This is a genomic window from Ensifer oleiphilus (genome assembly GCF_013371465.1).
GTDB classification, from domain to species: domain Bacteria; phylum Pseudomonadota; class Alphaproteobacteria; order Rhizobiales; family Rhizobiaceae; genus Ensifer; species Ensifer oleiphilus.
Genome location: NZ_JABWDU010000006.1, coordinates 234,079 through 247,390, shown reverse-complemented (window position 1 = coordinate 247,390; position 13,312 = coordinate 234,079). Strand labels below are relative to the sequence as shown.

At 62.8% G+C, this 13,312-nt stretch carries 11 protein-coding genes; 5 read left to right on the top strand and 6 right to left on the bottom strand.

Features of this window, described 5'->3' with window-relative positions; all coding sequences use genetic code 11:
• Nucleotides 1-136: 136 nt before the first annotated feature.
• The gene (locus tag HT585_RS22525) at nucleotides 137-1,126 is read right to left on the bottom strand and encodes a WD40 repeat domain-containing protein (protein WP_176355024.1); all 990 of its coding nucleotides are present in this window, start codon (nucleotides 1,124-1,126) and stop codon (nucleotides 137-139) included.
• A 120-nt stretch (nucleotides 1,127-1,246) separates the two neighbouring features.
• On the bottom strand, nucleotides 1,247-2,350 hold the full coding sequence (locus HT585_RS22520; RefSeq protein ID WP_176355023.1) for a CobW family GTP-binding protein: 1,104 nt from the start codon (nucleotides 2,348-2,350) through the stop codon (nucleotides 1,247-1,249).
• A gap of 198 nt (nucleotides 2,351-2,548) precedes the next feature.
• On the opposite strand from HT585_RS22520, the gene HT585_RS22515 reads away from it, so the two are divergent.
• Nucleotides 2,549-3,640: a glycosyltransferase gene (locus HT585_RS22515; protein ID WP_176355022.1), complete on the top strand. Its 1,092-nt coding sequence runs from the start codon at nucleotides 2,549-2,551 to the stop codon at nucleotides 3,638-3,640.
• Between the two features lie 31 nt (nucleotides 3,641-3,671).
• Here HT585_RS22515 and HT585_RS22510 read toward each other — a convergent pair whose 3' ends face one another.
• From HT585_RS22510 to HT585_RS22500, 3 genes are all read right to left on the bottom strand, one after another.
• A complete protein-coding gene (locus tag HT585_RS22510; protein ID WP_176355021.1) occupies nucleotides 3,672-4,550 on the bottom strand; it encodes a glycosyltransferase family 2 protein in 879 nt (292 codons plus the stop codon).
• Between the two features lie 91 nt (nucleotides 4,551-4,641).
• A complete protein-coding gene (locus HT585_RS22505) occupies nucleotides 4,642-6,039 on the bottom strand; it encodes a polysaccharide biosynthesis protein (protein ID WP_176355020.1) in 1,398 nt (465 codons plus the stop codon).
• A 100-nt stretch (nucleotides 6,040-6,139) separates the two neighbouring features.
• A complete protein-coding gene (locus tag HT585_RS22500; RefSeq protein ID WP_176355019.1) occupies nucleotides 6,140-6,931 on the bottom strand; it encodes a creatininase family protein in 792 nt (263 codons plus the stop codon).
• 113 nt (nucleotides 6,932-7,044) lie between these two features.
• Here HT585_RS22500 and HT585_RS22495 point away from each other — a divergent pair, with 113 nt between their 5' ends.
• The 3 genes from HT585_RS22495 (at nucleotide 7,045) to HT585_RS22485 (ending at nucleotide 9,653) form a co-directional block, all read left to right on the top strand.
• Nucleotides 7,045-7,542, top strand: a complete 498-nt coding sequence (locus HT585_RS22495; protein WP_176355018.1) for a MarR family winged helix-turn-helix transcriptional regulator — start codon at nucleotides 7,045-7,047, stop codon at nucleotides 7,540-7,542.
• A 93-nt stretch (nucleotides 7,543-7,635) separates the two neighbouring features.
• The gene (locus HT585_RS22490; protein WP_115419198.1) at nucleotides 7,636-8,658 is read left to right on the top strand and encodes a LacI family DNA-binding transcriptional regulator; all 1,023 of its coding nucleotides are present in this window, start codon (nucleotides 7,636-7,638) and stop codon (nucleotides 8,656-8,658) included.
• Nucleotides 8,659-8,684: 26 nt separating this feature from the next.
• On the top strand, nucleotides 8,685-9,653 hold the full coding sequence (locus tag HT585_RS22485; protein ID WP_176355017.1) for a 2-hydroxyacid dehydrogenase: 969 nt from the start codon (nucleotides 8,685-8,687) through the stop codon (nucleotides 9,651-9,653).
• On the opposite strand, the gene HT585_RS22480 is transcribed toward HT585_RS22485, so the two are convergent.
• Complete coding sequence (locus tag HT585_RS22480; protein WP_176355016.1) at nucleotides 9,650-10,408, bottom strand: gamma-glutamyl-gamma-aminobutyrate hydrolase family protein; 759 nt, start codon at nucleotides 10,406-10,408, stop codon at nucleotides 9,650-9,652. The two genes, HT585_RS22485 and HT585_RS22480, sit on opposite strands and share 4 nt — an antisense overlap.
• A 419-nt stretch (nucleotides 10,409-10,827) precedes the next feature.
• Here HT585_RS22480 and HT585_RS22475 point away from each other — a divergent pair, with 419 nt between their 5' ends.
• A complete protein-coding gene (locus HT585_RS22475) occupies nucleotides 10,828-13,137 on the top strand; it encodes a putative bifunctional diguanylate cyclase/phosphodiesterase (RefSeq protein ID WP_176355015.1) in 2,310 nt (769 codons plus the stop codon).
• Nucleotides 13,138-13,312 lie beyond the last annotated feature (175 nt).

The following is a 13,312-nucleotide window of genomic DNA, read 5'->3' as shown; positions in this document are numbered from 1 at the left end:
TGTGGCGCGGTTTCGTCCGGTCATTTTCCGCCACTCTTTGACGGAGCGTCTGCCACGTCCCCTCGCCCCGCTTGCGGGGAGAGGATTAGGGTGAGGGGCAATGGCGCTGACGTTTCCGAAGAGCGTCGAGCGAATGTTATCCGGCGATATCGACGACGCCGCAATCGCCCTCGGCCGAACCGAAAACGAGCTGGCGCCCGTCCTTGCTCCAGGCCATGGCGGTAACGGCACCCTTTCCGGGGCGGCGCAGCAGCACTTCCTTGCTGTCAGCGAAGCGGGCGGCGAGAATCATGCCGTCCTGGTAGCCGATCGCGACGATGTCCTCGGCCGGATGACAGGCAACGGACGTCACCATTATGTCGGCACGGGTGCCGAGTTCCAGCGGTGCCTTGCCCATAGGACCGTCCTTGCCCTGGAAGGGCCAGACGATGGCGGCTGGCGCGCCGGAGGAGGCGAGCCACTTGCCCTTGGCCGACCAGGAGAGCGACTTCACCTTGGCGGGGTATCCGGTCATGCGCATGTGGCGTGCTTCGGCGCCGGGCTTGGCGTCGAGCTTCCAGCCATGCAGGGCGTTTTCCTGCATGGTGGTGACGAGGAAGCGGCCGTCGGGCGAGAAGGTGACGCCGGTATGGGCGCCCTTCCAGTCGAGATCGATCGGCTGGCCGGAGGTGCCGACCCAGTGCATCGACACGCCATTGTAGCGGGCAGCGGCGACGCGCAGGCCCTTTGGTGCGAAGGCGATGCCCTCGACCGTGCGCTCCTCGGCAAATTCCTTGGTCTTGCCGTCGGCGAGACGCACGTGCGTGGTCTTGCCATAGGCGTAACCGACCGAGCCTTGAGGTCCGGCGGCGACCTGGGCGATCCACTTGCGCGGCGCCTCGGCGACCAGCGTCGTCGTGCCGTCGGCGGCCGTGCGCATCACCTTGCCGTCCTCGCCGCCGGTGAGAAGCGTCTCGTTCGCCTCGTCGACAACCAGCGACAGCAGACCCTCATGGACTTCCGTTGTCTTGTGGCCGAGGTCGAGACGGTGGATGGCGCCGGTGGCTTCGGCAAAGAAAGGTATACCCTTGAGAAAGGTCACGCCAACGACGTGGCCTTCGAGATCGAGCGGAGCGACTGTCGGCATCAGATTGTTCTGGTCCCCTGGTTGGGCATGCGGTTAGAGCGTGATGCCGAAAGTGCAAGCGGTTTTCCGCCGGCATCATGCTCTCCTTATTTGATCATGGCCGCCGCGCGGCTTCCGAAATCAGGCTGAAGCTTCGCAGGCCTTGAACGTGCGCTCCAGCTTTTCGCGGTCGAGGTCGCGGCCGATGAAGACCAGGCGGCTTTCGCGCTTTTCGCCTTCCTTCCAGGCGCGCTGATGGTCGCCCTCGATGATCATGTGCACGCCCTGCACGACATAGCGCTCGGCGTCCCCGGCAAAGGCGATGATGCCTTTGAGGCGCAGGATGTTCGGGCCGTCCGTCTGGGTGATCTTCTGGATCCAGGGGAAGAAGCGGTCGGGGTTCATCTCGCCGCCGCGCAGCGAGATCGACTGCACCGTCACGTCATGGATCGGCGACGGAGCGTGATCATGGTGGTGATGGCCATGATCGTGATCGTGGTCGTGATGATGGTGGTCATGATCGTGGTGATGATGGTGATCGTGGCCGCAATCGGGACCGCAGGTGTGATCGTGTTCGTGATCGTCCTGGTCGAGGAAGTGCGGGTCGTTTTCCAGCGCCCGCTCGAGGTTGAACGCGCCCTGGTCGAGAACCTTGGTCAGGTCGATTTCGGAGCGTTGCGTCCTGTAGATGCGGGCCGACGGGTTGATGACGCGAACCGTCGCCTCGATCCGCTCCAGCTCTTCCGGGCTGACGAGATCGGTCTTGTTGAGGAGCACCACATCGGCAAAGGCGATCTGGTCTTCGGCCTCACGGCTGTCCTTCAGCCGGAGCGGCAGGTGCTTGGCGTCGACCAGCGCGACGACGGCATCAAGCTCGGTTTTGGCGCGCACGTCGTCGTCCATGAAGAAGGTCTGGGCGACCGGAACCGGGTCGGCAAGGCCGGTGGTCTCGACGATGATGGCATCGAAGCGGCCGGGCCGGCGCATCAGGCCTTCCACCACGCGGATCAGGTCGCCGCGCACGGTGCAGCAGACGCAGCCATTGTTCATCTCGTAGATTTCCTCGTCGGATTCCACGATCAGGTCGTTGTCGATGCCGATCTCGCCGAATTCGTTGACGATGACGGCGTATTTGCGCCCGTGGTTCTCGGTGAGGATGCGGTTCAACAGCGTCGTCTTGCCGGCGCCGAGATATCCGGTGAGCACGGTGACGGGAATCGGCTTCTGCGGGGATGTTTCGGTCATGGGAACCTCTGGGATCTCGGGATGCGGGGAGCGGGCATCCATGTCGCGTTTCATATAGGAGATGCAGCGGCGATGCGCAAATGGCCAAGCCCATTTTGGCCACGCCTTTGCCACTGTCGAAACGGCGGAACCCGGCTGCGATAACGCTCCTTTCATCAAAATCGGGGAGAGTCCGCATCCTGTCGAAAGGGTGCGTGCGTGAAGACGATTTCCATCAACGGCCGGTTCCTGACCCAGCCGCTCACCGGCGTACAGCGCTTTGCCCGTGAGATCACCCGCGCGCTCGATGCCCGCATTGCGGCCGGCGACGTGCCGGCGGCGCTGAAGGACGTGCGCTGGCGGCTGCTGGCGCCGGCGTCAGCACCGGATGACCTGCCGTTGTCGGCGATCTCGATCGAACGCTTCGGCTCGGGCCCTGGTCATCTCTGGGAACAGGGGCCGCTCTATTGGCGGGCACGGCGCGACACGCTGATTGGCCTTGGCGGCAGCGGACCGGTGCTGCATTCCGACCAGGTGGTGGTGATCCACGACGTCACGCTCTTTCGCCATCCGGCCTCCTTCGGTCGCGGCTATCGGCTCTTTCACGGAGCGCTTGGCTACATCCTGACGCGTCGCGCGAAGATCGGTACGGTTTCCTGTTTTTCGCGCCGCGAACTGGCGGATGTCTTTCGCGTTCCCGCTGATGGCATCGACGTGATCTACAACGCCACCGACCACTTTTCCGACCTTCAGCCGGATCGGGATATCGTTGCGAAGCTGGGCCTTGCCGATCGCCCGTTCTTCCTTCTCGTCGGCACTTTGAAGCCCAACAAGAATGTCGAGTTCGCGGTGCGTGCCTTCGAGGACCTGGGGGATGCGGGCGGCAAGCTCGTGGTCGTCGGCGGCACGGATCCGAGCGTCTTTCGCGATATCGCTCCGACGTCGCGCGGCAACCTGATCTTTTCGGGGCGACTGTCGGACGCGGAGATCGCCGGGCTGCAGCGCCACGCCACCGCCTTCCTGTTTCCAAGCCTCTATGAAGGCTTCGGCATTCCGCCGCTTGAGGCGATGACGCAAGGGTGCCCCGTGCTTGCCGCCGATATCCCGCCAGTCCGGGAAGCCTGCGGCGAGGCGGCGCTCTACTTCGATCCGACAAAGCCGGAATCACTGGTCAACGCGATGCGGACGATATCCGCCGATGGCGCGCTCCGGCGGCAGCTTGCGCGCGCCGGGCACGACAATGCCGAGCGGTTTTCATGGGATGCAAGCGCCGTGGTTCTGCTCAACCTCTTGGCGGCAGGGCGCGGCTGATCAACTTGTCAGGTCGGAGATAAACACGCAATCACAGTTCGAGCACGCGCGAGGGGTCTAGTCTGCCGCGCAGGAGATCGGCGAAGGCAATGAGGTTTCCCTTGAGCCGACCCCGCCGGTCGACAAGGGATTGTGGCTTCAGGCTGCCGATCGTGTTCGCTGCGACGTTGCTCCCCATGAGGTGGAGGGTCCACCTCAGGCCGACACTGCCCTTGCGCAAGAGGTAGAGCGGGTTAGCGACCTGAGAGTAGCCGAAGCGCAGGCCCGAGGTGCGGCCGCGCTTGTTGCCGAGGTGCACCCCACGCAATTGGCCACTTCGAACGATGCGGCCGTGGCGCGCGAGACGGCGGCAGAAATCGACATCTTCCTGCCAGCCGTAAAGCGGCAGCCTTTCGTCGAAGCGGGTTGCGTCGGCTTCTATAGCCGACACACGGAACACCATGTTGCAGCCATAGGCGTTGTAGACAGGTTCGAGTGTCGTCGGGGGCGTTGCCGCCTGATCTTGTTCGAGGATGTCCAACCCTGCCTTGACCGAGATGCCTGGGCCATGAATGCCATCGGCCAAGACCAGGCCTGTCGCCACGGCGATGTCGGGCTGTCTTTTGAAAAGGTCCTCGACTTTAGCCAGAAAATCATGCCGGGGCAGGAAGTCGTCATCAAAAAACGCGACAACATCGGCGGTTCCTGTCCGGTCGAGAATGGCGTTACGCTGCGCGCAGGAACCTTTTCTGCCGCTGACCACGGTAACGTCGGGAGCGAGTGTGCGGACAAGGTCGAGATCGACATCATCAGGCGAAGCAGGGCAGACGAGGATCGCATCCGGTTTGCGATCCTGCCGGGTCAGGTGCAGAAGCGTTTCGGATAGCACCTCGCGGCGACCCGCCGTGGCTATTCCGACAATGATCTTCATGGTGTTCGTCGCCTCTTGCTTTGCTCTGATCTAATCCGAAAGAGGTTCAATTTTCCTTATCGCGCCCGGGTGGCGTTTTTCACGCCCGAGTTCAAGCTGCGTTTGCAGCGCGCATGCCAATCCGTAGCCGATCGAGCGCCAGCAGGCAGCAGGCTCCGCCAACGATGATCCCGGCTGCGGTGGCGAGGTAAGCAGACCGGTACGACAGGACGAAGGCGACAATGGTCACGACGAGGCCCGCGGCACCGAGCAGGACCGGCGGCCAGGTGAAGTCGAAGGGCAATATCGCCATCAGCCGCAGGCCGATCAACGCTGCCATAAGGGCGCCGAGTGCGCTGCCGGCCATCATAGTGGCGTCGGTCGGCGCCAGCAGAAAGCCGCTGGCAAGGGCGCCCAGATTGAGGAGCGCACAGTCGATGGCGGCAAGCGCGAAGATCGCGGCCAGGCGCTGCTTCAGGTGCAGCGGCGTCGGCAGCATGATCTGGGTCAGGACACGGACGAGCGAAAGCAGAATGACGAACGGGGCCGTCGCGAGGAAGCCGGCTTGCAGATCGGGGGTGATCACCAACCACGTCGCCGGCGTGAGCACGGCAAAGATGCCGGCCGCCATCATCAGCGCGAAACTCGTCAAAAGCGCATAGTATTGCCCGAGCTGGTGGCGAAGCGCCGAGGTTTCCCCGGCCTTGTCGTGCGCGGCGACGATTTCGGGATACTGGATCGCCTGCAGGGCGGAGACGATCAGCACGAAGGGGCGTTGCAGCAGGTCGAGTGCGAGCAGCGCACCGGCCGCACCGGCCGGCCCGAGGGCCGAGGTGAAGATCGCCTTCAGCGCAAGCGGCGCAAACATCGAGGCGGTGGCCGCACCTGCCGAAACGCTGCCATAGACGAGGTGTTTTTTTACGCGCTCCATGTCGAGATGGGCGGAAGGCTGGGGGGCGGATCTGCGCGACAGTAACGCGGCGAGCAGCGCGTAGAGCGCGTAGCCGGCGAGCAGGCCAATAACCGTCGACAGGAAGGTTGGCGATACCAGCGTGCCGAGCAACGTTCCTGCGGCCAGGATTGTGGCGCGAGACCCCTGCAGCACCGAGAAGGCGCGAAAATCCTGGCGGAAGCGCAGCATGGTCAGGTGCAGGTCGCTGCCCCCTTGAGCAACGGCAACGAGGCCACCGACCAGCGCCACAAGCGGCGTCACGCCGAAGGCGAGCGACACGGCGGCGGCGACAAGGCAGAAAAGCGCGCAGGCTGCCGCCTCGGCCACGATCGTCCGCCGCTCCGCCGCTTCGCTTTCCGCCGTCTGGCCGGGGTAGAAACGCATGCAGGAGTAACGCACCCATTCGAAGGCGGCGATCGCACCGAACTGGCTGAGCGAGATGAAGAGGGAATAGGCGGCGTAATCGACCGGGGCCAGCCAATGGGCGACGATGATCAGAAGGCCGAAGGCGATTAGGGCCTGATAAAAATAGGCGCCGAGCGCGATGATCTTCGCCATAGTGTTTCGGCTCAGTGCCGCCTGTCGTCGTTTGCTGCTGTTGATGCTGATAGCGCAAAAGCACAAACAAAGTGTTTGCCGTCGCGGGCGGCCCGGTTGTTCAGGTGAATTCGGCCATGTCGAAATCGGCGACATCGGTCAAAAGTTCGATCACGCCGTTGACCGCGTGGGCCAACAATTGCTCGCCGCGCGCGGCGGTGGCGGCGGATGCGTTGCCGGCCACGCCTTCGCGATTGAGGTCGGACATCTTCCAGCCGAAGGCATGCGGGCCATAGGCGCGCAGATGTCTGAAGCGTTCGGCATAGTCGCTCTGGCGCGAGGGGAAGGCGCGGGCCTTTTCCATCGCCACCTTCTCCGGATGGAGCGCCAGCATCACCGAGGTCTCGATATCGCCGCCGTGAATGTCGATCGCCTTGTCGTCCGGTGCGATCCAGCCGTCGGGCTGGCCGAAGCGGGTCCAGCTGGTCGCGACCGCCAGCATGCCGAAACGCACCCGTGCCTCGGTCGCAACGATGGTCATCAGGGGCGAATTTCCGCCATGGGCGTTCAGCATCACGAACTTGCGGATGCCGAGCGCGTGCAGGTTTTCGGCAATGCCGAGCCAGCGGCGCACGGCGTCGTCATAACCGAGCGAGCGCGTGCCGGCGACATCCATATGCTCGATCGAATAGCCGACCGGTTCTGTCGGCAGGAAGGTCGCGGGCAGGGTCTCGGGCAGGGCGGCGATCGAGCGTTCGACGATCCCGTCGGCAATCAGCGTGTCCGTGTCGAAGGGCAGGTGCGGGCCATGCTGCTCATGGGCGCCGAGGGGCAGCACGGCGATCCAGTCGCGGCGAGCCCGTTGCGGAAGAGCGGTCGAATTGTCCTGCCATCGGGCCTTGGGCATCGACATTTCTCTTCGATCCTTCACGTCAATTGTCGTAGAAATGTTATTTGAGTCATACAGTTCGTAATCGCAAGCTGTATTGCTATAAATGTCTGAGACGGGATTCGGCAGGAGGTCCAATGGGCAAGAAGAACAAGGCCGAAAAGAAGAGCAAGAACGGCAAGAAGAAGGACGAGCTTCTCGCCGAACCGCACGATCTCGCCTCGATCCTTGTCCAGGCGGCGCGTTCCATGCGTACCGTTCTGTCGCGCAACCTGCTCGAAAGTGGCCTCTATGCCGGCCAGGACGGCGTGATGCTGGCGCTTGCCGAAACCGACGGGCTGACGGCGGGCGGGCTTGCGGCCAAGCTCGGGGTCAAGGCGCCGACGATGACACGCACCATCGGCCGCATGGAAGCGCAGGGCTTCCTCGAGCGCCGCCCTGATGACGACGATGCGCGGCTGACCAAGGTCTTCCTCACCGAGCCTGGGCGTAACCGGCTGCAGACGATTGCCGAAGCCGGGCAACATTCGGAAAACCTTGCCACGCGCGGTTTGACCGACAAGCAGGTGCGCACGCTTATGAAGCTTTTGCGGGCCGTCGACAGCAACCTGCAGGCGGCGCGGGCCGCAGACTGAGCCTCGTTTCACGGCGTATTGCGGCGGCGATTTAAACAGTTTAAATAGGATTTAAATTTGAGGGTAGGCAACTAGGCTTAAGCAGGGGGCATCGTGGCGCAAAAGGTCAAGCTTTCGACGATCGCGGAAACACTCGGTCTTTCGACGGCGACGGTATCTCTGGCATTGCGTGACAGTCCCCTGGTGGCGACCCTCACCCGCGACAAGATCAAGGAGCAGGCCCGCGCGCTCGGCTACATCTACAACCGCCGCGCCGCCAGCCTCAGGACCTCGCGCTCCGGCATTATCGGTGTCGTCGTGCACGACATCATGAACCCGTTCTACGGGGAAATCCTGAAGGCGATCGAAGCGGAACTCGACCGCGACAAGCAGACCTTCATTCTTTCCAACCATTACGACTCGGTCGACAAGCAGCGCGATTTCATCGAGACGCTGCTGCAGCTCGGCGGCGACGGCGTCATCATGTCGCCGGCCATCGGCACCCCGCCGGAGGATATCCAGCTTGCCGAGGACAATGGCATGCCGGCGATCCTGATCGCCCGCTCGATCGAGGGGCTCGACGTGCCGATCTTCCGCGGCGACGATGCCTATGGCATCTCGCTGGCGACCAACCATCTGATCGGCCTTGGGCACCGCTGTATCGCCATGGTCGGCGGCACCGACCAGACGTCGACCGGTCGTGACCGCTATCAAGGCTACGTCAACGCGCTGCGCAAGGCCAATATCGAGGTGGATCCGGAGCTGCGAATTCCCGGCCCGCGCTCCAAGCAGGGTGGCTTCGAGGCGGCGGTGCATCTCTTGTCGCTGCCGCAGAAGCCGACCGCGGTCGTCTGCTGGAACGATCTGGTGGCGATCGGCATGATGAACGGCATCGCGCGTGCGGGGCTTGTCCCCGGCGTCGATATCTCCGTCACCGGCTATGACGATCTTGAGGAGGCGTCGATCGCGACGCCGGCTTTGACCACCGTCTGGAACGGCCAGGCCGATGTCGGCCGGAGTGCTGCCCGCGCGCTTCTCGACAAGTTGTCCGGCAGCCACGAGCCTGATGGCATCCACCTGATCAAGCCGGAAATGCGCATCCGCCAGTCCACCGGACCGTTGCGCGTCCCCGCCTGACGAAATCCCAAAGACCAGGAGTGCCCATGTCCGCGAACCTTCCCCGCATCCTCGTGCCCGGAAAAATCAACGAGCGGGTGCTTCAGCGGCTGCCCGAGATGTTTGAAATCGTGCGACTGGAGCGCCCGGACGCCGGTCTCGTCACGGCCGATATGGCCGATATCAAGGGTATCGCCGTTTCCGGGCGCATTCCTGCCGGCCTGATGGACGCACTGCCCGGCCTCGAAATCGTCGCCAATTTCGGCGTCGGCTATGACGGGGTCGACGTAAAACACGCTGCCGCCAAGGGCATCGCCGTTACCAACACGCCAGACGTGCTCAGCGAAGAGGTCGCCGACACCGCTGTCGGCCTGCTGATCAATACGCTGCGCCTTCTGCCGCAGGCGGAGGAATGGTTGCGTCAGGGGCGCTGGGTGCGCGAGGGGGCATTCCCGCTGTCGCCCTTGTCGCTTCGGGGCCGCACTGTCGGGCTCTACGGCCTCGGCCGCATCGGGCTTGCCATTGCCAAGCGGCTCGAAGCCTTCGGTGTGTCGGTCGCCTACCATACGCGCACGCAGCGCGAGGGCCTTGGCTACGCCTATCACCCGACGCTCGAAGGGCTTGCCGAGGCCGTCGATACGCTTGTCATTATCGTTCCCGGCACCGAGGCGACGCGAAAGACGGTGAATGCCGGGGTGCTTTCGGCGCTGGGGAAGAATGGCGTTCTCATCAATGTCGGCCGCGGCTCGACCGTGGACGAGGAAGCGCTGGTCTCGGCGCTTCAGAACGGCGTCATTGCCGGGGCGGGGCTCGACGTTTTCGACGACGAACCGCATGTGCCCGACGCACTTCTGGCGCTGCCGAACGTTTCACTGTTGCCGCATGTGGCCTCGGCTTCGGTCGTCACCCGCAACGCCATGGCGGATCTGGTGGTCGACAACCTCAAGGCCTGGTTTTCGACCGGCAAGGCGCTGACGCCGGTGCCGGAAACGCCTTTCGAGCGACGTAAGCGTTAGGCCGCCATGCGGCGCGCGGCATAGGCGCGGACGGCATCGCCGAAAGCCCTGAACAGGCTCGCCGACGGAGCGTCCGTGCGCACCCAGTATTCCGGATGCCATTGAACGCCGACCGCGAAAGCCTTGGCGCCGATCACCGAGACCGCTTCGATCGTGCCGTCGTCGGCAACCGCTTCGACGGCGAGACGCGGGGCGGCGGCGCCGATGGCCTGGCGATGCAGGGAGTTGACGCGCACGCGGCCGACACCCAGCACCGGCGCGAGACAGCTGCCCTCCTTGACCACGACGTCCTGGCGGATGCCGTAGGCGACATCCAGCTCGGAGACGTCGGGCTTGCGGTGGTCCCAGACACCGGGCTGCTCCTGGATTTCCGTTGCAAGCGTACCGCCAAGCGCGACGTTGAGCTCCTGGATACCGCGGCAGATGGCAAAGAGCGGCACGCCGCGCTCGAGCGCGCGCCGGATCAAGGGCAGGCTGGTAGCATCGCGGCCGGGATCGAAGGGGCCGTCGGTGTCTTTTGCCTCGCGGCCATAGAGCGAGGGATGAACGTTGGAGCGGGCGCCGCTTGCCAGCACGCCGTCAACACGATCGAGGATCTCGTCGATATCGTTGCCCGTCTCGAGCGCTGGAATGAGGAAGGGCATGACGCCGGCGCCTTCAACCGCGGCGCGGACATATTGATTGGCAACGACATGCCAGACATTGCCGTCGAATTCGCGGAAATCGCAGGGGATGGCAACGACAGGTTTCGACATCATCAGGCTCCGTATCTCGCTTAGCAAAGCCTTGCCGCCAGATACGGCCGAAAGTCAACTGGGAAGGTGCATGATCCGGTGGTGACGTGGGCCGGTGCCAGGCCCGCGGTCAGCCGGCAGGAATCGATGTCTTTTCTTCAGCTTTGGGTAACCACATCCTGAGTGAATCGGTGGATATGATGTTTGCCAAGCAGAATTGCCTTAAATACAATGTCAGAAGGTATAATGCGGTTTTGTCTATGCATGGTTGTAGGCGCATCTATCATTCGTTGGTTTTCGCAATACTAGGTTGAGTTCCGGAAAAACTCCCGCTGGGCGCTGTTAAAATGTTGCAATACAAGGCGTAGAGCCGGTGATTTCACGAAATCTTTCGTTAAACCATCGTCTCTAAAAATCCGGAAAACCGGAGCTATGGGTTCATGACGCGCAATGAACGGGGCGCTCTACCGACGGATGTCTATCTGTCGTCTGTGAGCTCGCTCTACGAACATCGCAGGACTCTGCTGATCGGCATGCTGTCGCATGTCGTGACTTTCGCGCTCGTCTATCTCAAGACTTCCGATCCGCTCTATCTCATCTGCACTGCAGCCATCGTCGTGCTCTGGGTCTTGCGCAACCTCGACATGGCGCGCTTCGATCGCCAGGATTTCTCCAACGCCGACCGGGCGACGGTTAGGAAATGGGAGAACCGCTACATTCTCGGCGGTGTCAGCGTGACACTCACCTGCGGGATTGCCTGCGGCTATGCGATTGCCGTCAGTCAGGATTCTTTCTCGGAGCTTGCCTGCATCTCCGTGACGCTCGCCTCGATGATCTCGCTGGTCGGGCGAAACTACGGCTCCGAACGCGCGGTGCTGCTTCTGTCCTCGTCCGCCTGCCTGCCGATCGTGATCGGGCTGATCACGCTGCAGGATCCCTTCATGCTGATCCTCGCGGTTCTGATCCTGCCCTTCATCTTCTCGACCTGGATGATGGCCAACAATGTGCGCGCGTTTCTCTATGAAAACGTGCTGGCCGCCCGCGAGATCGCCACGATTGCCGGCCAGTTCGATGCCGCGCTCAACAACATGACGCACGGGCTGCTTATGCTCGACCGCGACAACCGGATCGTGGTTGCCAATGAGCGCGCCTGCGCGTTGCTGATGCTCGGCGACAAGGCTGATCTCAGGGATCGGTTGCTGGACGACGTCGTGCGTCGCGGTGTGCGCCGCATGTCGCTGAGCGTCGAAGAGACGCGCGCGATATCGCGGCAGCTCGACCTGTTGATCAAGGGCAAGAAGACCCAGGTTCTGGTGCCGGTTACCAATGACCTCTTTCTCGAGTTTTCCGCCGGTCGGCACGAAAACGGTGAGGTCGTGCTGATTTTCGAGGACGTGACCGCGCGCGTGCAGGCCGACAGGCAGATCCTGCAGATGGTTCGCTTCGACACGCTGACCGGTCTGCCGAGCCGCGACTACTTCGCCGAACTTGCGCATAACGCCGTGGCGCTCGAAGGAAAGGGCGACGTCGAAGTCGGCCTGATGGTGCTTGACGTCGCCGAGTTCAAGCATGTCAACGATATGCGCGGCCACATCGTCGGCGACCGGTTGCTGCAGGCGATAGCCGGGCGGTTGAAGACATTGGTTGGCAATACGGCGATCGCCGCCCGGCTGATGGGCGACGAGTTCGTTGTCTTCTTCCCGAACCGGATGCATTCGCCTGATCTCGAAGACGAGATGCGCGCGGTCCATGCGGGAATGCGTGGCGCCTATCTGGCTGGTGGCTTCACCTTCAACATGACGATGAGCGCCGGCGTCGTTCTGGTGCCGAGCAGCGCCTTCCGGCTGGAAGAGCTGCAGATCAAGGCTGATCTGGCCCTGTCGGAAACCAAGGCGCGCAACAAGGGTGGTTGCACCGTATTCGAAGACGAGATGGATGCGCGCTATCTCGACCGGCAGAAGCTGAAGAGTGACCTGCGCGACGCGATCAATGCCGGTGCGTTGACGCTTTCCTACCAGCCGATGTTCACGCCGAACGGCGCGCGCCTCGAATGCTGCGAGGCTCTGGCGCGCTGGACACATCCCGAGCGCGGGCCAGTGCCGCCGAACGTCTTCATCCAGCTTGCCGAGGAGCTGGGCCTCGTCACGGAGATCACGCGCTTCGCGCTGGAGCAGGCTTGCCGAGACTGCATGAGCTGGCCGAGCCACGTTTCCGTTTCCGTCAACCTTTCCGTGCTCGATCTGCGCAGCAATGACATCGTCACCGTGGTGGCAGACACGCTTCAGGCGACCGGTCTCGATGCCTCGCGTCTGCATCTTGAGGTCACCGAAAGCTGCCTGATGGATGAACCGGCGAAAGTGCAGGCCATTCTTGGCGAGCTGCGCGACAGCGGCATAACCATCGCCATCGACGATTTCGGCACCGGCTATTCCAGCCTCAGCTACCTCGACGTGCTGCCGGTCAACATCATCAAGATCGATCGTTCGTTCGTGCGCAACATTCGCGAGGATTCGCGCCGCTTCAAGCTGCTGCGCGGCACGGCCAACCTCGGTCGTGCTCTGGGCCTGAAGATCGTCGTCGAAGGTGTCGAGACGGCGGATCAGCTGCAGCTGATCAATGACTACCAATGTGCCGATCTGATACAGGGTTTTCTGTTCGCAGCGCCCATGCCCGCCTCCGCCATCGAGGCATTCTGCACCAATGGTGTCCAGAAACCGGTCGCCACGCCGACGAGCAAGCGCATCGCCTGACACGCGCGCAGAGCGCCTTCGTTCGGTCCTTTTCCCCCATTCTCGGTGCAAGCCTTGAGTTGCCGCCTGCAGAGCCCAGCGCAGCCCTCAATGCAACGTTCGGTTAACCAAAGAAATTAACGAAATATTAAGGTTAACAATAAGTTAAAGGCAAGTTGTGCCATTTTGTTGTTGC

What these genes read in the sequence shown, in the direction of transcription:
- HT585_RS22525 (WP_176355024.1), bottom strand. Translation starts at nt 1,126, where the DNA reads ATGCCGACAGTCGCTCCGCTCGATCTCGAAGGCCACGTCGTTGGCGTG.
- HT585_RS22520 (WP_176355023.1), bottom strand. Translation starts at nt 2,350, where the DNA reads ATGACCGAAACATCCCCGCAGAAGCCGATTCCCGTCACCGTGCTCACC.
- HT585_RS22510 (WP_176355021.1), bottom strand. Translation starts at nt 4,550, where the DNA reads ATGAAGATCATTGTCGGAATAGCCACGGCGGGTCGCCGCGAGGTGCTA.
- HT585_RS22505 (WP_176355020.1), bottom strand. Translation starts at nt 6,039, where the DNA reads ATGGCGAAGATCATCGCGCTCGGCGCCTATTTTTATCAGGCCCTAATC.
- HT585_RS22500 (WP_176355019.1), bottom strand. Translation starts at nt 6,931, where the DNA reads ATGTCGATGCCCAAGGCCCGATGGCAGGACAATTCGACCGCTCTTCCG.
- HT585_RS22495 (WP_176355018.1), top strand. Translation starts at nt 7,045, where the DNA reads ATGGGCAAGAAGAACAAGGCCGAAAAGAAGAGCAAGAACGGCAAGAAG.
- HT585_RS22485 (WP_176355017.1), top strand. Translation starts at nt 8,685, where the DNA reads ATGTCCGCGAACCTTCCCCGCATCCTCGTGCCCGGAAAAATCAACGAG.
- HT585_RS22480 (WP_176355016.1), bottom strand. Translation starts at nt 10,408, where the DNA reads ATGTCGAAACCTGTCGTTGCCATCCCCTGCGATTTCCGCGAATTCGAC.
- HT585_RS22475 (WP_176355015.1), top strand. Translation starts at nt 10,828, where the DNA reads ATGACGCGCAATGAACGGGGCGCTCTACCGACGGATGTCTATCTGTCG.